The 17,846-nt window shown below is 71.7% G+C and carries 21 protein-coding genes; 12 read left to right on the top strand and 9 right to left on the bottom strand.

The window, feature by feature from the left end:
* Positions 1–4 precede the first annotated feature (4 nt).
* Positions 5–802: an excalibur calcium-binding domain-containing protein gene (locus tag ABZX11_RS00365; RefSeq protein WP_354908499.1), complete on the bottom strand. Its 798-nt coding sequence runs from the start codon at positions 800–802 to the stop codon at positions 5–7.
* 191 nt (positions 803–993) lie between these two features.
* Here ABZX11_RS00365 and ABZX11_RS00360 point away from each other — a divergent pair, with 191 nt between their 5' ends.
* The 3 genes from ABZX11_RS00360 to ABZX11_RS00350 are packed head-to-tail and all read left to right on the top strand — an operon-like array spanning position 994 to position 3,281.
* Entirely contained in the window at positions 994–2,373 is a 1,380-nt protein-coding gene (locus ABZX11_RS00360) for a 3'-5' exonuclease (protein WP_354908497.1), read from the top strand.
* Positions 2,374–2,383: 10 nt separating this feature from the next.
* A complete protein-coding gene (locus tag ABZX11_RS00355) occupies positions 2,384–2,935 on the top strand; it encodes an AAA family ATPase (RefSeq protein WP_354908494.1) in 552 nt (183 codons plus the stop codon).
* A 22-nt stretch (positions 2,936–2,957) separates the two neighbouring features.
* A complete protein-coding gene (locus tag ABZX11_RS00350) occupies positions 2,958–3,281 on the top strand; it encodes a DUF3024 domain-containing protein (protein ID WP_354908492.1) in 324 nt (107 codons plus the stop codon).
* Here ABZX11_RS00350 and ABZX11_RS00345 read toward each other — a convergent pair.
* Entirely contained in the window at positions 3,278–3,595 is a 318-nt protein-coding gene (locus ABZX11_RS00345; RefSeq protein WP_176173699.1) for a nucleotide pyrophosphohydrolase, read from the bottom strand. The two genes, ABZX11_RS00350 and ABZX11_RS00345, sit on opposite strands and share 4 nt — an antisense overlap.
* A gap of 135 nt (positions 3,596–3,730) precedes the next feature.
* On the opposite strand from ABZX11_RS00345, the gene ABZX11_RS00340 reads away from it, so the two are divergent.
* The 3 genes from ABZX11_RS00340 to ABZX11_RS00330 all read left to right on the top strand — a co-directional run bounded on the left by ABZX11_RS00340 (position 3,731) and on the right by ABZX11_RS00330 (position 7,745).
* A complete protein-coding gene (locus ABZX11_RS00340) occupies positions 3,731–4,651 on the top strand; it encodes a nitrate- and nitrite sensing domain-containing protein (protein WP_176173698.1) in 921 nt (306 codons plus the stop codon).
* A gap of 88 nt (positions 4,652–4,739) precedes the next feature.
* Positions 4,740–6,071 carry a hypothetical protein gene (locus ABZX11_RS00335; protein ID WP_354908488.1) on the top strand — a complete coding sequence of 444 codons (1,332 nt, stop codon included), beginning with the start codon at positions 4,740–4,742 and terminating at the stop codon, positions 6,069–6,071.
* 165 nt (positions 6,072–6,236) lie between these two features.
* The gene (locus ABZX11_RS00330) at positions 6,237–7,745 is read left to right on the top strand and encodes a hypothetical protein (protein WP_354908485.1); all 1,509 of its coding nucleotides are present in this window, start codon (positions 6,237–6,239) and stop codon (positions 7,743–7,745) included.
* A 3-nt stretch (positions 7,746–7,748) separates the two neighbouring features.
* Here ABZX11_RS00330 and ABZX11_RS00325 read toward each other — a convergent pair whose 3' ends face one another.
* The 3 genes from ABZX11_RS00325 to ABZX11_RS00315 form a co-directional block, all read right to left on the bottom strand.
* Positions 7,749–7,895 carry a hypothetical protein gene (locus ABZX11_RS00325; RefSeq protein ID WP_176169279.1) on the bottom strand — a complete coding sequence of 49 codons (147 nt, stop codon included), beginning with the start codon at positions 7,893–7,895 and terminating at the stop codon, positions 7,749–7,751.
* Positions 7,896–8,123: 228 nt separating this feature from the next.
* The gene (coaA, locus tag ABZX11_RS00320; protein ID WP_176173696.1) at positions 8,124–9,056 is read right to left on the bottom strand and encodes a type I pantothenate kinase; all 933 of its coding nucleotides are present in this window, start codon (positions 9,054–9,056) and stop codon (positions 8,124–8,126) included.
* A gap of 117 nt (positions 9,057–9,173) precedes the next feature.
* On the bottom strand, positions 9,174–9,794 hold the full coding sequence (locus ABZX11_RS00315) for a macro domain-containing protein (protein ID WP_176173695.1): 621 nt from the start codon (positions 9,792–9,794) through the stop codon (positions 9,174–9,176).
* A gap of 98 nt (positions 9,795–9,892) precedes the next feature.
* Between ABZX11_RS00315 and pheA the strand changes: the two genes are divergently transcribed.
* The 3 genes from pheA to ABZX11_RS00300 all read left to right on the top strand — a co-directional run bounded on the left by pheA (position 9,893) and on the right by ABZX11_RS00300 (position 12,167).
* Complete coding sequence (gene pheA / locus ABZX11_RS00310) at positions 9,893–10,801, top strand: prephenate dehydratase (RefSeq protein ID WP_354908482.1); 909 nt, start codon at positions 9,893–9,895, stop codon at positions 10,799–10,801.
* Positions 10,798–11,415, top strand: coding sequence for a histidine phosphatase family protein (locus ABZX11_RS00305; protein ID WP_354908480.1), 618 nt, complete (start codon positions 10,798–10,800; stop codon positions 11,413–11,415). Before pheA ends, ABZX11_RS00305 begins: the two co-directional genes overlap by 4 nt.
* A gap of 122 nt (positions 11,416–11,537) precedes the next feature.
* Positions 11,538–12,167: a DUF4232 domain-containing protein gene (locus tag ABZX11_RS00300; RefSeq protein WP_176173692.1), complete on the top strand. Its 630-nt coding sequence runs from the start codon at positions 11,538–11,540 to the stop codon at positions 12,165–12,167.
* On the opposite strand, the gene ABZX11_RS00295 is transcribed toward ABZX11_RS00300, so the two are convergent.
* The 4 genes from ABZX11_RS00295 to ABZX11_RS00280 form a co-directional block, all read right to left on the bottom strand.
* Complete coding sequence (locus ABZX11_RS00295; RefSeq protein ID WP_176173691.1) at positions 12,164–12,634, bottom strand: hypothetical protein; 471 nt, start codon at positions 12,632–12,634, stop codon at positions 12,164–12,166. The genes ABZX11_RS00300 and ABZX11_RS00295 overlap by 4 nt on opposite strands.
* A 42-nt stretch (positions 12,635–12,676) precedes the next feature.
* Positions 12,677–13,942 carry an MFS transporter gene (locus ABZX11_RS00290; protein WP_176173690.1) on the bottom strand — a complete coding sequence of 422 codons (1,266 nt, stop codon included), beginning with the start codon at positions 13,940–13,942 and terminating at the stop codon, positions 12,677–12,679.
* Positions 13,943–14,108: 166 nt separating this feature from the next.
* A complete protein-coding gene (locus tag ABZX11_RS00285; RefSeq protein WP_004558570.1) occupies positions 14,109–14,459 on the bottom strand; it encodes a metallopeptidase family protein in 351 nt (116 codons plus the stop codon).
* Positions 14,459–15,487, bottom strand: coding sequence for a septum formation family protein (locus tag ABZX11_RS00280; RefSeq protein WP_354908476.1), 1,029 nt, complete (start codon positions 15,485–15,487; stop codon positions 14,459–14,461). Before ABZX11_RS00280 ends, ABZX11_RS00285 begins: the two co-directional genes overlap by 1 nt.
* 94 nt (positions 15,488–15,581) lie before the next feature.
* Here ABZX11_RS00280 and ABZX11_RS00275 point away from each other — a divergent pair, with 94 nt between their 5' ends.
* Genes ABZX11_RS00275 through ABZX11_RS00265 form a run of 3 tightly spaced genes read left to right on the top strand, consistent with a single transcriptional unit; the run spans position 15,582 to position 17,846 of the window.
* Positions 15,582–16,181, top strand: coding sequence for a hypothetical protein (locus ABZX11_RS00275; RefSeq protein ID WP_354908473.1), 600 nt, complete (start codon positions 15,582–15,584; stop codon positions 16,179–16,181).
* A complete protein-coding gene (locus tag ABZX11_RS00270) occupies positions 16,182–17,348 on the top strand; it encodes a glutathionylspermidine synthase family protein (RefSeq protein WP_176173688.1) in 1,167 nt (388 codons plus the stop codon). It begins immediately after the preceding gene.
* A 45-nt stretch (positions 17,349–17,393) separates the two neighbouring features.
* Positions 17,394–17,846: a DUF350 domain-containing protein gene (locus ABZX11_RS00265; RefSeq protein WP_176173687.1), complete on the top strand. Its 453-nt coding sequence runs from the start codon at positions 17,394–17,396 to the stop codon at positions 17,844–17,846.

The raw sequence follows: 17,846 nt of genomic DNA, 5'->3' as shown, positions 1-17,846 counted from the left end.
TAGATCACCGTTCGCAGGCGACGCCGTCACCGTCGCGGTCGAGCGCGGGCCGGTAGCCGGGTTCGCCGCGGTGCAGCGGCGCCGCACCCGCGGCCTTCGCCGCGGAGCAGTTCGCGTAGTACGCCTGCGCCGGGGCTTCCTCGGTGGTTTCCACGGGCGGCGGCGGGGGAGCCGCCTTGGTGACCGGCGCCGGCTTCGGCGTCACCACCGGAGGCGGCGCCGGCGCGGTGGTCGTCGGCGCGGGCGCGTCGATGGTTCCGCGGCACGGCGGTCCCCACAGCCCGGCGACGGCGGTCTTGGCCGCGGTTTCGGTATCGGCGAGCGCGGGCAATGCGGCGGTGGCCGCGTACTTGAGATAACCCTGCCGAATGGCCAGCGTCGCGTAGTCCTGGCCGTCGGGGAGCGTCAAGGCAATGCCCTGCGCGGTTTCCGCGCCGAGCGTGACGGCTTTGCCGGAAAGCGTCGAGGACGCCCACGCGAGCGATTCCGCCGCGTAGCAGCCGTTGCTCGCGGGAGGAGCCAGCACGCCGAGGACGTGCACCGTTTTGACGCTGCCGTCACTGCCTTTGACCACCACGGTCGCCCCGTCCGGCACGCTGCCGACGGTGTAGGTGACGGCAACCGGTGTCGGCGTCGGCGTCGCGGATGTGCTGGTCGCCGGGGGTGCCGAGGGTGCAGGAGCGGTGGCGGTGGCGAGCTTCGGCTCGGGTGCCTCGCCGAAGATCGCGCCGAGCACGAACAGGACCGTGAACGCGGCCAGGACGATCTTCAGCCAGTTCGGAAAGCGCTTCTTCGCCTGCATGCGGGATTTCCTCGTTCCTCGAGCGACCTGCCGACGGTGTACTCGGGAAATCTCCCGTCCTTGTTACGGGCGAGCTCGTGATCGACCACCAGTCGTTATCCGGCGGAATGTTGCCGTCACGATCACGTCACGAACCACGCGGCCACGCCGAAAAGCTGTCACAACGGCCGGCCGGGAAACGACCAGCGGACGTGATCGAATCCCTCCCGCTGCTCGGCGCCGGCGGCCACCCCGCCCACGGTCTCGACTTCACCGCACTGGAAATCCGGACCACCGGCCTGCGGCCGGGCCGGATCGTCGAGCTGGCCGCCGCGCGGGTCCACGCCGACGGCTCGCTGGTCGGCGAGTTCGCGACGCTGGTCGACCCCGGGCCCGGCGTGCCGCCCGGCCCGGCGTTCGTGCACGGCATCACGCGCGGCGAGCTCGACGGCGCGCCGTCGTTCGGCGAGGTGCTCGGGCCGCTGCTCGACCTGTGCGCCGGCAGCGTGGTCGTCGCGCCCGACCCCGCCTTCACCGGGGCGTTCCTCGACCGCGAAACCGGAGCGGTGGGGGTCCGGGTGCCCGCGCTGCCGGGCGTTTCGACGACGGCGGCCGCCCGGTCGGTGCTGCGGCTGCCCAACTACCGGACGGCGACCGTGGCGCATGCCCTCGGCGTGCCCACCGGGACCTCGGCCCTGTCGGCGGCGAGGACGACCGCGCGGTTGGCGACGGTCCTGTTCGGGCGCTACGGACTGACCTTCGCGACCCCACCGGTCTTCCCCGGCCTGCCGCGCTTCGCCGGTGGCCGGCTGCTGCCCCGCGCCGAGGAGCTGCCCGCCGAACCGGGGTGGATGGCCGAGGCCGTCGAGCGGATCCCCGGCAGCGGGGCCGGGAACGCCTACCTGGACCTGCTCGCCGGTGTCGTCGCCGACCAGCACCTGACGGCCGACGAGGTGACGGCACTGGCCGCGCTGGCGAGCGAGGCCGGGCTGTCGGAAGCGCACGTGCGGTCGACGCACGAGCAGTTCGTGGCCGCGCTGCGGGAAATCGCGGAACGGGACGGCGTGGTGACCGCGGCCGAAGCGCGGGAACTGCGGCAGGTGGCGACCGCGCTCGGCGTGGCAGGCGCCGCGGACCTGCGGCCGACCGACGGCGGGAAGCCGACGCGGGTGCTGGTGCTCGGCACCACCGTGGCGGCGGACCGGCTGCGGGCGCGCGTCCTCGCCGAGGGCGTCCAGCTGGCCAAGAAGCTGACCGCCAGCGTGACCCACCTGGTGGCCGACCCGACCGTGCCCGCGAACGAGCCCAGGCTGGCCCGTGCCGCCGAACTGGGCGCCGTCCTGCTCGACGTCGACGCCGCTCCGGTGGCCCTCGGCTTCGAGCCGCCGCCCGCGCCGCCGGTTGCGGCGGCGGCTGGGACGTCGAAGCTCGTCGGCGGGCGGATCATGATGGGCGTCGGGTTGCTGCTGATGTTCATCGTGGTGGTCGCGATGTTCGGCGGAACCCCGCTGGCCGGCGGGATCTTCCTGGCCGTACTCGGGGTGGGGACGCTGCTCGGCGGCTGGTGGCTGGCCGAGCCCGCGGCGCGCTAGCCTCGGTCCGGTGCCACGACTGATCCACCTGAACGGGCCGTCCGGGATCGGGAAGTCGACGATCGCGCAGGCCTACGCCGAAGCGCATCCCGGGGTGCTGAACCTGGACACCGATCGGGTCGTCTGCCTGATCGGGGGCTGGCGGGAGACCTTCTTCCCGACCTTCAAGGCCGCGCAGCTGCTCGCCGTCGCCATGGCCGAAACGCACCTGCGGACCGGGCACGACGTCGTCATGCCGCAGCTCGCCACCCGGGTTGCCGACGTCGAACCCTTCGAGGCCGCCGCGGAAGCGTGCCGGGCCGAGTACCGGGAAATCCTGCTCACCGCCGAGAAGTCCGTCGCCTGCGGGCGGTTCGCCGAGCGGGCGGCGAACGGGGACGCCGCGACCAAGGGCGTCGACGACGTCGTGCAGGAACGCGGCGGTCCCGCGCTGGTCGGGCGGATCCACGACCAGCTCGCCGCCTACCTGCCGCAGCGGCCCGGCTGCGTCGTCGTGCCGACCGACGGGTGCGCGCCGTCGGAAACCTACGAAGCCGTGCTCGCCCACCTGCGCGCCGGCTGACGCGGTCCGGTTCACTGGAGTCATGGCAATTCCGGAGCTCGCGCTGCGGCAGATCGAACGGTGGTGCGCGCAGCGCGTCCCCGAGCACCTCCAGGACCGGGTCCGGGTCGAGTGCCGGACCCGCGGCCGCGCCGTCACCATCGTCGAACGCCGCGCGCAGGCCGGGCCCGAGTGGAGCGAGCACGAGATCGCGCAGCTGCGGTTCGACGAGTTCGGCATCTGGTCGGTCTGGTGGACCGACCAGACCGGGCAGTGGCTGAACCACCCGGACGCGCCGGTCGCCAGCACGCCGCCCGCGTTGCTCGCCGAGATCGACCGCAACCCCGGCGGGGTGTTCTGGGGTTAGGACGGCGGCGGGAAGCGGACCTCGTTGCGGTCGATCTTCGCGTGCGCCGCCGCGGCCAGGTCGACGCCGAGGCGGTCGGCCAGCTGCAGCAGGTAGAGCGTGACGTCGGCGATCTCGTCCAGCACCTTCTCCTCGAGCGCCGGGTCCGCGCGCCACGCGTCGGATTCCTCCGGCGTCAGCCACTGGAACAGCGAGGTCAGCTCGCCGACCTCGCCGGAAAGCGCCATCACGAGGTTCTTCGGGGTGTGGTACGGCTCCCAGGCACGGGCCGCCGCGAAGCCGCGCAGCCGCTGGGTCACGTCGTCGAAGGTCACGGGCGCGATTGTGCCTCCATCGTCACAGTGAGCTAACGCCCGTATGGCGGACTGCCGTTGACCGGTGAATCTCTCACTCAATAGGTTGAATCCCGTCGGGATTGTTGCGGGGACCAAGGCTGGGAAGGGAACGTCTTGAAGTACCTGCGATCCGTCCGCGGCCGCATGCTGGGCATCGCGTTCATCCCCGGTGGCGCGCTCGTCGCCGTGGCTGTCGTGATCGCGATTCTCCTGATCCACCAAGCGGTTCGGACGCGGGACGAGGCCGTGGAGACGGCGGCCGCCGCGGACCGGACGGCCCGAGCGGTGGTCGCGCTGCAGGCCGAGCGGAGCGCGGCGATGGCCGCGCCCGACCAGCGCGGTGCCGCGTACGCGAATTACACCCAGCGGATCGAGTCCGCCATCGCCGGCCTGCGCGACTACGCGCGCCACGCCCCGGACGCCGAGTCCGCCTACCAGCAGACCACCGCCGTCGAGCTGCTTTCCGTCGCCGAAGGGATGGATCGCTCCGATTCCCTCGCGCTGGCCGGGCTGGACAACGTGACGCGCGGGTCGTTCACCTCCGCCGTGGCCTCCTACCGCGCCGACCTGGCCCGGGTCGTCCCGCAGCTCACCGAGAGTGGCCGGATGGCGTACGAGTCGCTCACCCGCAGCGCCGAATGGAGCAGGCTCACCGCGGCCGAGAACGCTTTCACCGCCGCCGAACCGCTTCCGCTGCCCGAGTCCACGTGGCGCAGTGCCGCCTACGCCGTGTCCGCCCGGCTCGGCCTGCTGTACACGCAGCAGAGCCAGTACGCCGTGCAGCTGACGCTCGATGACGGCCGCCGCACCCTCGCCGGTGCCCTCGCGGCGGGGACGGCGCTCCTGCTGTTCGCCGTCCTCCTGATGGTGGTCGTGCGGCGGCTCGTGGCGCGGGTGCCGGTCCCGGTCGTCCCGATCATGGTGCCGACCGTCCGCCCGGCCATCCCGCGCCCCCGCCACGCACGGTCACCACGGTCCGGTCTGCCGGATCCGTGGCCGCTGAAAGCCGTGTTCGACGACTTGCGGCGTCGGTGAGCCGCTCACTGTCCGTCAACGATTACTCCGAAAAGAGCACGCGGTTGGCCCACACGCGTGCCGGCGGCCGTCGGGCAGACTGGTGCGCGTGAGTCCCCACTCGGATCTTCGCCCCTACCTGCGCACTTTGGACGCGGAGACGCTGGCGGACCTGCTGCACGCCCAAGCCGAGCGCGATCCCGAGCTGCGGCACTCGCTCGAACTGCGCGCCGCCACCCAATCCGGTGACGTCAGCGAGGCGCACCGGCTGCTGGACACCGCGGTCACCGACGGGAACGTCGAGTACACCGCGAAGATCGGCGCGGTCCTCGACACGCTGCAGCGGATGCTCGACGCCGGCAGCCGCGCCGACCTGGCCCCGCTGGCCCGGCGCACGGTCGACGACATCAGCGAGGTGCTGGAGCAGTCCGGCGACCACGCCGGCGACCTGGCCGACCGGCTGGACCGCGCCGTGGAGCTGTACGCCCGCGCGTGCGCCGCCCGGCCGCCGGACCCGGAGAAGCTGGCCGACTGGATCCTCGAGGTCGAGTTCGACGGCCCCGGCCGCCCGGTCATCGACCTCGCCGAGTTCGCGACGGCGCTCGGCGAGCCCGGCCTCAAGCGGATCAAGTCCACTGTGGACGACGTGCTGGCCGCGAACGGCTCCGGCCACCGCCGTGACGTGGCCGAACGGCTGCGGGAGCAGCTGGCCGAGGTGCTCGGCGACGTCGACGAGCTGGTGGCGATCCTGTCGGCCAAGCCGCCGCGGGTGGACGTCAGCCTCAAGATCGTCCGGGTGCTGCGCGCGGCCGGGCGGCACAGCGAGGCCATCGCGCACGCCGCCCGCGCGCTCACCCACGACAAGCAGCCGCCGTCGGTGTCGCCCGAGCCGGAAAGCGAAACCTCCCGCCGCCGCAAGGACTTCGACGCCGAGCCGGGCCGCGAGACGTTCGCGGCCCTGCGCGAGGCCGCGACGAAGGACGGGAAGTGGACGGTCCAGCGCCGGGAAGCGCTCGCCCGCCTGCGCGAACGGGCGGCCGAAGGGACCGGGCAGGCCGACGAGCTGGTCCGCGTGCTGCTCGACGACGGCCGTCCGGACGAAGCCTGGCGGGCCTGCGTGCGGTTCGGGGCCTCGCCGGAGCTCAAGCTCGAACTGGCCGAGCAGCGCGCGGCCGAGCACCCGGCCGAGACGATCCCGGTCTTCCGCGAACACGTCGACGAGCTCATCGAGCGCAAGGACCCGCAGGCGTACCAGGAAGCGGCCCGCCGGCTGAAGCTGTTGCGCACCTTGCACAAGCGCGCCGAGACGCCGGACGAATTCACCGCCTACCTGGCCGCGCTGGTGGAAAACCACCGGCGGAAAACCCGGCTCATCACGGAAATCCGGACCGCCAGGATCGCTCTTCCGAAGGCCGTAACCTCCCCGCGCAGCCCTCGTTGAGCCGGGAGAACCGGTGATACACGTGCACCGGGACATCGTGAGCGCGCCAGGCGTCGCGGTGGCCCAGTTCCGCCGCCCCGGCTCGGCGCCTCCCCGCCGGGCCCGCGGCGGGACCCGCGCCAGGGCCACCGCGACCCACTCGCGGTGAAGTGAAAGCATGAGGCCATGAGCCCGGTCAGTCGCGCCCGCAAGAGGCAGCCGCAGCCCGTCACGCACAGCGTGACCGGCCTGTTCAAGGACGTCCTGAACGACTTCTCGGCGCTGGGCGCCGACCCCGCGCCGGTCGACGTCGAACTGCTCGCCTCCGAGGTGCTCGGCCAGTTCCACGACCTGCCCGTCGAGGACGGCGAAGAGCCGCTCGGCCTGGAGCTCATCGGCTTCGCGCAGCGCAAGATCACGCCGGGCGCCGCCGGGCTGCTGGCCGCGCTGAAGGTCGTCGCGGAGACCGACGTCGAGCGCAAGGCCGCCGACGCCGGGCTGCAGGTCGTGCTCGGCCGCGGCATCCCCGAGCCCGCCTTCGCCGCCGGGCTCGGCCGGGTCGTCGCCGGCGAGTGCTGGCGGACCGGTGACATCTACGGCGACGAGTCCTCCCTGCTCTGCGTCTTCTCCCACGGCGACCAGGCGTACGGCCTGCTCGCGCTGCTCGACTACACCGAGGGCGGCCGCGTGCGGGACCTCGTCGTGATCGACCGGCCCGCCGACGTCGTCGCCGAGATGCGGGAGCAGTCCGACGCCGACCCCGAGCTGGTCGTCTTCGAGGCCGTCGACCCGGCCGAGGCCCACCGCCTGATCGCGGACGGCCTCGCCGCCACCGACCACCTCGACGAAGCCGACGTCAGCGAGGACTACGCGCGCTTCCACGCGGTCGCGCTCACCTGGTGCCGCGCGCTGCCGGAGCCCGCGCTCGTGCCCGAGGTGGCCGAGTGGTCCGACGCCGAGCGCGCCGCCGTCGTCGAGCAGTTCGTCACCGCGAGCGGTGAGGACGCCGACGCCGCCCGCGCGATCGGTGGCCTGCTGCTGGAGCACGGCCTGCGCACCGACCCCGGCAACCCGCTGCGCGTCGGGCCGGAGAAGATCGCGCGGTTCCTCGAGGGGCTGCTCGGCGAGGAGTACGAGCTCGACGCCGACTACGAAGACGCCGTCGAACCGGTCGTGCTGGCCTGGGTGCAGTGGACCGGCGAGCGGGCCCACCTGACCGAGACCGCGATCGCCGCGCTCGACGAAGCCGTCCAGGACTACCTGAGCGAGTACGCCGACGATGACGACTCGCCGCTGGAGCGCTACTTCGCCGACACCGCCGACCTGTCGCCGACCGAGCTGGCCGACGCGCTGGAGCGGCGGATGTTCGCCGTGCCGTCGACGACAACGGAGATCGACGAGGAAGAGGTCGACCTCGACCCGACCGACGCCGACCAGCGCCGCGCGCTCGTCATCGCCGAGGCCGACGAAGACGAGGAAGAGCAGCGGCTGATCCTGCGCGCGACCATCGTCGACCAGCTGTGGGACAACGAGCCCGCCGAGGTCTGGCAGGCCGTCGAGCGCCTCCAGGAGGGTGAGCTCGACCGCGACGAGATTTTCGAGCAGCTCATCGACGCACTGGAAAACAGCCTGCTGGACGCGGAAAACCTCGAATACGACGCCGACGCCTACCTCGAGGCGCTGGCCGCGCTCTGACGCTTACGGGAGGGGGCCTGCCGGTTCGGCGGGCTTTCCCTTGCGGCGGCGCTCCTGCAGCCGGTCGTCGAAGTCCACGACGAACGTCCCGGCGGCCATCGCGATCAGCAAGGCCAGACCGAGCACCGCACCGACCCACGTGAGGATCATCGAGAACATCGTGGGCCTCCTCCCCAGCTCAGAGCCGTTTTCCTGACTCCTTCAGGGTCGCTTTCACAACGCACGCCCGGTATCGGCCAACCGGTTACGGCTGAACGGGCCGCCTCGGCCGATCGGCCGGAATCCGGCGCGGAGAGTCGCCGGGGCGCAACGAACCGTGCCTGCGCACTCGCTCAGCGTGCGAATGTGCGGCATGTGGGTGACGAGGTGCGTGACAAGTCAGAGCTTGCGCAGCCGCACCCGGTTGATGGTGTGGTCGCAGTCCTTGCGCAGCACCAGCGTGGCCCGCGGCCGGGTCGGCTTGATGTTCTCCATCAGGTTCGGCTCGTTGATCGAGTGCCACAGGTGCCGCGCCTCGGCGCGGGCCTCGTCGTCGGGCAGGCCGGCGAAGTGGTGGAAGTGCGACGCGGGGTCCGCGAACGCCGTGTGCCGCAGCTCCAGGAACCGCTCGATGTACCAGCGCTGGATGTCGTCGGTGTGCGCATCGACGTAGATCGAGAAGTCGAACAGGTCGGACACCATCAGCCGCGGGCCCGGCTGCAGCACGTTGAGGCCCTCGACGATCAGGATGTCCGGCTGCTGCACGACCTGCTCCTGGCCGGGCAGGATGTCGTAGGCCAGGTGCGAGTACACCGGCGCGGCGACCCGCTCGGCACCCGACTTGACCTCGGTCACGAACCGCAGCAGCGCGCGCCGGTCGTAGCTCTCCGGGAAGCCCTTGCGGTGCATGATCCCGCGCCGCATCAGCTCGGCGCGCGGGTACAGGAAGCCGTCGGTGGTGACCAGGTCGACGCGGGGGTGGTCCGGCCAGCGGGCGAGCAGCGTGCGCAGGATGCGGGCCGTGGTCGACTTGCCGACCGCCACGCTCCCGGCGATGCCGATCACGAACGGGACCTTCGTGCTGCGGGAGTCGTCACCCAGGAACGTCTTGGTCGCTTCGTAGAGCCGCTGGCGCGCGGCGACCTGCAGGTTGATCAGGCGGGACAGCGGCAGGTAGACATCGGCCACCTCGGCCAGGTCGACCTGCTCACCGAGGCCGCGCAGCCGCAGCAGCTCCGCCGCCGTCAGCGGCAACGGCGTCGAACTTCGCAGTTCTTTCCATTGTTCCCGGTGCAGCTCGACATACGGGCTGAGTTCGCGGACCCGGGTCATCGCACACTCCTCCGGCCGTCGCCTGCACTGGCGGACGCGTTTCACCTGCGTGATTAACGGTAGGGCTTACGGCCGGTGAACGCGCTGTGATGTAGTCCACCCCCCAACCGGGGTTGGTCACCCAGCGTTACGCGATTCGAAGACCTCGGCCCAGGCCGCGGCGACCTGCCGGGCGCAGGTTTCCGGGGCGACGCCGCCGACGCCGGTGCCGAGCCCCGGCATCGCGATCGTCTCGACGAGCTCCCGCACCGGCCCCTCGTCGAGCCGGCCGTCGCGCCAGGTCAGGAAGACCGCGCGGGCGGCGAGGTACGGGTGGACGGTGTCGGCGGGCAGCAGCTCGCCGGGCTCCCGCATGGTCGGGGCGCTGATCAGCCAGGCCGGCTCGGCCTCGCCGGTCGGCACCACCACGGCGTCGCCGATCGGCAGCTCGCCGCCGTGGAAGGCCAGCACCGCGCTGCGGACGCTCTGCTCCACACCCGGGAACGCCTGTGCGTAGACGGCGTCGATGCCGCCGCGCATCCAGCCGTAGGAGTTGGCCGGGCTGACCACGGCCTGTGCGACGACGTCGAGCACCGACCCGCGGTGTACCCGGACCCGGCCGGCCAGTTTCCGGGCGGCGGCGGTCCAGGCGTCGGCGAGTGGGTCATCCACGGCGCACAGCACCAGCTCGGGTGCGCGAGGGGTGACCGGCGGCCTGGTGCCCTCACGTCCGGTGTGCGTGCCCGATTCGGCGGTCACGCCCTCAGCATCGCAAAAAATGCCACCCGGCGTAACCGGTTCGCGTACCGGCTGTCCGAGTGAATGTCGCCACGGCCGGCCCCCGTAGCCTGGGTGCTGTGTCACGGATCGCATACTTCGGGCCCCAAGGGACCTTCACCGAACAGGCCGCGCGGCTGCTCGCCGCCGGCGAGGAACTGATCCCCTACGAGACCGTCCGGCTGGCGATGTCGGCGGTCCGCGACGGCGAGGCGGACGCGGCCTGCGTCCCCATCGAGAACTCGGTCGAAGGCGTCGTGCCCGCCACCCTGGACGGGTTCAGCGAGTCGACCCCGCTGGTCGCCGTGGCCGAGACGATCCTGCCGGTCCACTTCAGCGTGCTGACCCGGCCCGGCGGCGGGGAGATCAAGACCGTCGCCAGCCACCCGCACGCGCTGGCCCAGGTCCGCGAGTGGCTCGACGCGAACCTGCCGGGCGCGAATGCGGTGGCGTCGTCGTCGACGTCCGCCGCCGCGGTCGGTGTGCTGGAGGGCGACTTCGACGCGGCGGTCTGCGCGCCGGTCGCGGTCGAGCACTACGCCCTCGACGTGCTGGCCACCGAGGTCGGCGACGTCGCCGACGCCGCGACGCGGTTCCTGCTGGTCCGCCGGCCGGGCGAGCTGCCGGAGCCGACGGGCGCCGACCGGACGTCCGTGGTCGCCGCGGCCGCGAACCGCACCGGCACGCTCGCCGAGCTGCTCACCGAGCTGGCCGGCCGGGGCATCAACCTGACCCGGCTCGACGCCCGGCCGACGCGCAACAACTTCGGCGAGTACCGCTTCTTCATCGACTTCGAAGGGCACGTGGCCGAGCCGCGGGTCCTCGACGCGCTGACGGCGTTGCGCCGGCACTGCCGCAACCTGCGCTTCCTCGGCTCGCACCCCCGCGCCGACGGCATCCCCACCACGATCGAGCCGGGCTTCGGCAACGACGACTTCGTCGACGCGGCCGCGTGGGCCGACGCGGTCCGCAAGGGGGCCCAGGCGTGAGGCTGCTGCTGATCCGGCACGGGCAGACCGACGGGAACGTCCGCGGCGCGCTGGACACCGCCCTGCCGGGCCCGCCGCTGACCGACCTCGGCCGACGGCAGGCGGACGACCTCGCGGCCCGGCTGGCGGAGGAGCCGTTGGTCGCCGTGTACGCGTCGCAGGCCACGCGCGCCCAGCAGACCGCGGCGCCGCTGGCCGCGCGGTTCTCGATGGACGTGCAGGTCGTGGACGGCGTCCACGAGGTCGTCGCGGGTGATCTCGAAGGGGCGACCGACCACACGTCGATCCGGACGTACATGGAGACCGTCCGGCGCTGGACGCTCGGCGAGCTGACGCCTTCGCTGCCCGGCGGCGAGAGCGGCACGAGCGTGCGCACCCGGATGCTGGACGCCGTCGGCCGGCTGCGCGCCAAGCACGAGCAGGCCGATCCGGACGGGGTGGTCGCACTGGTCAGCCACGGCGGTGCGATCCGGCTGGCCGCCGAGTGGCTGGCCCCGAACGTGCACGCGGACGTCGCCAACGCGGCCCTGATCCCGAACACCGGTCTCGTGGAGCTCGTCGCCCGGCCGGATGGCCAGTGGCGCTGCCTGACCTGGGTCGACACGCCCCTCTGAGCACCCGAACGTGTGAGATCGTCACGTTTAGAACACGTCTGGTGGGGAATTTACGAAAGCAGCCAACCCGGCCGCGCCCCGGTACGTCTACCCAGTAGCACCACACCAGGGAGGCGAATGACATGAAGCTTTCACGGTTGTTCCCGGTCGTCGCGGCCTCGGCGGGCGTTCTCGCGCTGTCGGCCTGCGGTGGCGGCGGCACCACGAACGCGGCGAGCAGCTCGACGCCGTCCAGCTCGGAGACCGCCACCACGACGGTCACCACCGCCACGTCGAGTCCTTCCGCCTCGACCCCCGCCCCGCCGCCGGCCGCCCAGCCCGCGGACAACGGGCTGTGCAAGGCCGGGGACGTCAAGCTCTCGCTCGGCCAGGGCGACGCGGGTGCCGGCTCGACGTACCGCCCGCTGCTCATCAAGAACGCCAGCGCGAAGCCCTGCACCATCCAGGGGTTCCCCGGCGTGTCCTACGTGGCCGGTTCGGACGGGCACCAGGTCGGCAAGGACGCCTTCCGAGAAGGCACCAAGGGCAACGCGGTGAAGCTGAACCCCGGCCAGACGGCGGCCGCCGACATCCAGTTCGTCAACGTGCAGAACTTCGACCCGGGCACCTGCCAGCCGACGCCGGTCAAGGGCCTGCGCATCTACCTGCCGCAGGAGACCGCGTCGAACTTCGTGCCGAGCGAAGGCACCGGCTGCGCGAGCACGAAGATCCCCGGCAACCAGCTCGCCGTGAAGACCGTCCACCCCGCCTAAATGCGGCCGCAGATCTCCTTCGCTTCGGTGAGGTGGCGCTGCCCGGAGATGTCGTTGAAGTGCAGGCTCAGCACCATCCGGCTGACGCCGTCGATGTGGTCGGCCAGCGGCTGGTAGTTGGCGTTGATCTGGGCGGCGGCCGCCGACAGCTCGCGCGCGGCCACCATCCGGTGCAGCCGCTCCCCGCTGAGGGCGGGGGTCAGCTTCGGCTGCGCGTCCCGGCTCGTGTCGGGCAGCTCGCCGACGCGGTCGAGCGCCTGGCACGCCGCGACGGCGTCTTCGAGCGCGCCGGCGTGCACTCCGGACAGTCCCCACAGGAGCCCGAGCACGCTGCCGCCGAGCACGAACCCGGCCACCCCGCACAGCACGAGCAACCGGCGTGACGGCGGGGTGGGCACCGGCTCGGACGAAGACGCGTCGAAGTCGGGATCGGCGTCGGTGCCGGTCCCCGGGTCGACGGTGTGCATGACGGCCTCCTCACCACCACCTGGGTGAGGGGCTATTTCAGCTCACAATCCGGGGTCGTGGTGGGTCAGCGCCGCGGCTGAGTCCGATTCGTCACCGAGGGGGAACCGGCGCAGCGCGACGAAGGCGAACGCGGCGATCACCAGCATCGCCACACCGGAGACGGCGAACGTCCGCGCGGCCGAGCCGAGGCGCTCGGTCAGCACGCCGCCCAGCAGCGCGCCGAGCGGGATCGCGCCCCAGACGACCGTGCGCCACACGCCGAGCACCCGGCCGAGCAGCTCACCCGGCACCAGCGTGTGCCGGGCCGTCGCGAGCACCACGTTCACCGCCACCACCGCCGCCGCGAACAGCCCGAACAGCGCCGCACTCGCGACCGGCGAGCGCACCAGGCCCATCCCGCCGAAGCCGAGCCCGCAGCAGACGATCCCGCCGGCGACGACCGGCAGCCGTCCGGTCGCCCGCACCAGCCGCGGGGCGACGCCCGCGCCGAGCAGCCCGCCGATCCCGCCGACGAACGCGAAGAAGCCGAAGGTCGCGTCGGACAGGTGGAGGTCCTCGAGCGCGTACAGCACCAGTTGGGCCTGCGCGAGCTCGCTGACCAGGCTGAGCAGCCCCGCGACGACGACCAGCCGCCGCAGCAGCGGGTGCCCGCGCAGCCAGCGCAGGCCGTCGGCGAGCTCGGTGCGGAGCTTCGCCGGCGCGACCGGCGTCTCCGCCTTCGCGTGGTAGGTGCCCGCCAGGCCGAGCAGGACCGCGGCCGCGATCGCGAAGCCGGCGGAGTTGAGGACGAACGGGAAGGCGGCGAAGAGCGCGAACGTCAGGCTGCCGACCGGGCCGCCGAGGAACGTCTGGCCGACGATCTCGCAGGCCTGCAGCTTGCTGTTGGCCGCGTCCAAAGAGCCGTCGCCGACGACCGCCGGGATCAGCGCGTTCGCCGCGCTGTCCGCGATCGTCTCGGCCGTCCCGATGATCAGCGCGGTCAGGTAGACGAGCCAGATCGTCATCCCGCCGGCGGCGACGAGCACGGCCAGCGCGCCGACCGCGACGGCACGGGCGGTGTTCGCGGCGATCATCGCCCGCCGCCGGTCGATCCGGTCGACCAGCGCGCCGGCGACCGCGGCGAACAGCAGCCACGGCAGGAACTGGGTGGCGGACAGCCCGGCGATGAGCACCGGATCACGGGTCAGCGTCGTGGCCAGCAGCGGCAGCGCCACCTTGCCGATGCCGTCCCCCAGGTGGGACGCCGCGCTCGACGTCAGCAGCCAGGTGAGTCTTCGGCCACCGCCGTCGTTCCGGGCTTCGGTCACTGTGCCTCCCCGCACGAATCGACGCCCAACGACTCCGGGTACGAGGATAACCGCGGTGATGGCTGCGCGTGGTCACGTTGTCACCACCAGTGAAACTCGTGACAGTTTACGGCCGGAAGCGCGGAATTCGGTGGACCGTCCGGACTGGACGGGGGATTTCGCCGGGTCAGCCCCAGCCGAGCTCGTGCAACCGGGCGTCGTCGATGCCGAAGTGGTGGCCCAGCTCGTGCACGACGGTGATCAGGACCTCCTCGACGACCTCGTCCTCGTCCTCGCACATGGCCAGGATCGGCTGCCGGTAGATCGAGATCCGGTCCGGCAGCACCCCGCCGTAGGACGACGTCCGCTCGGTCAGCGCGATGCCGTGGTAGAGCCCGAGGATGTCCGGCGCCTCGTCGTTGAACTCCTCGACGAGCACGACGACGTTGTCCATCGCCTTGGCGAACTCGGGCGGCACCTCGTCCAGTGCTTCGGAGACCAGCTCCTCGAACCGCTCGCGGCTCATCTCGACCGGCATCAGCTGCTCGGCTTCGTCGACGGCGCTGCGGAGCTCGGCGTGGCCGGGCCGCCACCGCCGTCCGACGGCGGGCCGCCGTCCTGGGGCTGGCCGCCGTCCGGGCCGGCCGGGGCGGCCTTGATGCTGCCGGTCACCGCCTGCAGGCCGCTCTTGTCGGGCAGCGCCGAGGCCACCTTGCAGTTGACCTTGGTCGACCCGGTGTCCCAGCTCTCCTGCTCCCGCAGGTCCCAGGTCAGGATCAGCTTCTTCGCGTCGAGGTCGGCGCCGCCGGTGTAGTCGGCCGCCGCCTTGTTGCACTCGGTGTCGAGCCAGGCCTTCTGGTCGTCCTGGGAGGGGTAGCCCTCCTTGAACTTCGTCTTGAGGTCGAGGGTGGCGATGATCTCGTAGGAGTGCGGCTTCGTGCAGTCGATCGGGTCGCCGACGCCCTTGCCGAGCAGCGCCAGGCAGCTGCCCGGCTCGAAGACCAGCGACTGGTCCTGGTCCTTCGCCGGCCCGGTGGTCGGCAGCAGCTTGCCGCCGGGGCCTGCCCACTGCAGGCCGCACCGCAGCTGGCGGTCACCGTCCTCCCACTGCGACGGCGTGGGGCGGAGCAGGTTGGTGGTGAGCTTGCCGTACGGGTCGAGCTTGTGCCCGAGGTAGGGCTTCACGTCCGCGGTGCACTTCTGCTGCGCGATCTGCTGCCACTGGTCCAGCGACGGGACGGGTGCACCCTCCGGGAACTGCGGGCCGATGTCCACCAGCGCGGTCACCTCGAACAGGTGCGGCTCGGTGCAGGCCACCTTGCGCGCGTCGCTGGCGTCCGGGTTGTCCCAGGTCAGGCAGCTGCCCGGTGGGGAGTGGAACGCTTCCTGGGCGGCCGCGGAGAGCTTGCCGGCGCCACCGCCGGACCCGCCGGTGATGCCGTCGCTCCACGAGAACACGACGCTGAGCGCGAGCGCGATGAGCGCGCCCGCGAAGATCCCGCCCATCACGACGCGGGTGCGCAGCGTCTGGCTGGCGGTGGGGAACCGATCGGCGCTGGAAGACATCGGACTCCATGATGCCCGCGCCGCGCATGACGTGCGCGATCCGGGTGGTTAGGGTGGTCAAGGTTTCGCGGTGGCCGGTGATTACGGAGCGCACATGACGCAGGACAACAATACTGGGGACCAGCCGCCCCCCGAGTCGCCGAAGCGCGGCTCGATGAGGTTTCAGGATTCGAACACCCAGCCTCGTCAGCCCTCGCTGGCCGAGCAGCGGGCCCGCCAGCAGGCGCTGGCCCAGGAGGAACGCAACGAGGAACTGGCCCGCCAGGCCGACGCCAAGGCGGCGACCCGGCGCAAGATCCTGATCGGCAGCGGCGTCACGGTCGGGCTCGTCGGCCTGGTCGCGACCTTCTACACGGTCGCGAAGACCGAAAACGTCACGGCGGTCTGCACCGACAAGGACGGCGTCGTCGTCCAGAACGACGACTACTGCGACGACAACTACGTCACCAGCCACGGCGGCTACCACAGCGGCGGCTTCCTGTTCCTGCCGATCCCGGGCGGTGGCTACAACAGCTACCGCTACAACTACGGCGGCACCGGTGTGGTCGGCCAGCGCGTCTCCGGCGGCACGTTCGACGCGCCGTCGTCGCGCACCAACGTCACGACCAAGTCCGGCAAGTCCGTCCAGCGGGGCGGGTTCGGCATCAGCGGCAAGAGCGGCAGCGGCGGCAGCGGCAAGAGCGGGGGATCGTAGGTGTACCGGGACCGGCGTGAGCCGCGGCGCGACTGGCAGCGGATCGTCGAAGAGCAGGGACTCGTCTACGGCACGCCGGCCCGCGACGCCAGCGGCCGGGTGCGGCCGTACTGGGACGAGTCGGTGCACTACGTCTTCGACATGGACGAGGTCCTCTCGCTGGAGGCCGACGTCGAGCTGCTGCACTCGATGTGCCTGGAGGCCGTCGACAACGTCGTGACGACCGAGGGCTACCAGCGCTTCGGCATCCCCGAGTGGGTCTGGCCGCACATCGCCGAGTCGTGGAAGCGGCAGGACCCGCACGTCTACGGCCGGTTCGACCTGCGCTACGACGGCAAGTCGCCGGCGAAGCTGCTCGAGTACAACGCGGACACGCCGACCACGCTGCTGGAGGCGTCGCTGCTGCAGTGGCACTGGAAGACCGACGTCTTCCCGGACGACGACCAGTGGAACTCGATCCACGAGAAGCTGGTCGAGCGGTGGTCGCTGCTGCGCGACAAGCTGCCGTCGAACGAGCTGCACTTCACCTGGTCGGCGGCGGATCCGTCCGGTGAGGACAACGTCACCACGGCGTACCTGCAGGAGACGGCGGCCGAGGCCGGGCTCGACACGGTGGGCCTGGCGATCGAGGAGATCGGCTGGGACCCGGTGCTCAAGCGGTTCGTCGACCTCGAAGAGGCGCAGATGGCGACCGTGCTGAAGCTGTACCCGTGGGAGTGGGTGGTCGACGAGGAGTTCGGCCGCCACGCCGTCGAGTCGCTGCCGCGGACGCTGTGGATCGAGCCGCTGTGGAAGATGATCCTCTCCAACAAGACGCTGCTGGCGATCCTGTGGGAGAACTACCCGGGCCACCCGAACCTGCTGCCCGCGTTCGCCGACGACCCGGGCATCCTCACCGAGTACGTCCGCAAGCCGAAGCTGGGCCGTGAGGGCGCGAACGTCCAGATCGTCGCGACCGGCTACGAGACCCAGACCGACGGCGTCTACGGCGCGGAAGGCTTCGTCTACCAGGCGTTCGACCCGCTGCCCGAGTTCGACGGCTACCGGCCGGCGCTGGGTGCGTGGATCGTCGGCGACAGCTCCGCGGGCCTCGGCATCCGCGAGACCGGCGGCCTGGTGACGGACGACGGTGCGGCATTCGTCCCACACCGCATCCCCGAGTCGTGATACAACACCGCTGCTGATCAGCTCTTTTCTCCCGGGAGACAATTCGTGAACACGACCCTTGCGCTGTCCGACACGTTCGGCTCCGACCTCGTGCGGGGGATCGGCGCGATCCTGCTGTACGGCGTCGTCGGCCTGCTGCTGATGTTCGCCGGCTTCTACGCGATCGACTGGACCACACCGGGCAAGCTGTCGAAGCTGGTGACGCAGGGCCTGCCGAACGCGGTGATTGTGACGGCGTCCGGAATGCTCTCGATGGCGTTCATCGTGGTCGTGGCGATCTTCAACTCGGCGAGCGACCTCACCGAGGGCCTGATCACATCGCTGGTCTACGGCCTGCTCGGGATCGCGGTCCAGGTGATCGCGGTCCGGCTCCTGGAGTGGGCGACCCGCATCGACGTGGCCTCGACGATCGAGAGCGAGAAGTTCGCCCCGGTGAGCATCGTGGTCGCGGCGGCGCACCTCGGCCTGGGTCTCGTGGTGGCGGTCGGCATCTCCTGA

Origin of the sequence: Amycolatopsis sp. NPDC004169 (assembly GCF_040610315.1) — a bacterium.
In the GTDB taxonomy this organism is placed as follows: domain Bacteria; phylum Actinomycetota; class Actinomycetes; order Mycobacteriales; family Pseudonocardiaceae; genus Amycolatopsis.
This window is presented reverse-complemented; position numbering and strand designations above follow the sequence as displayed.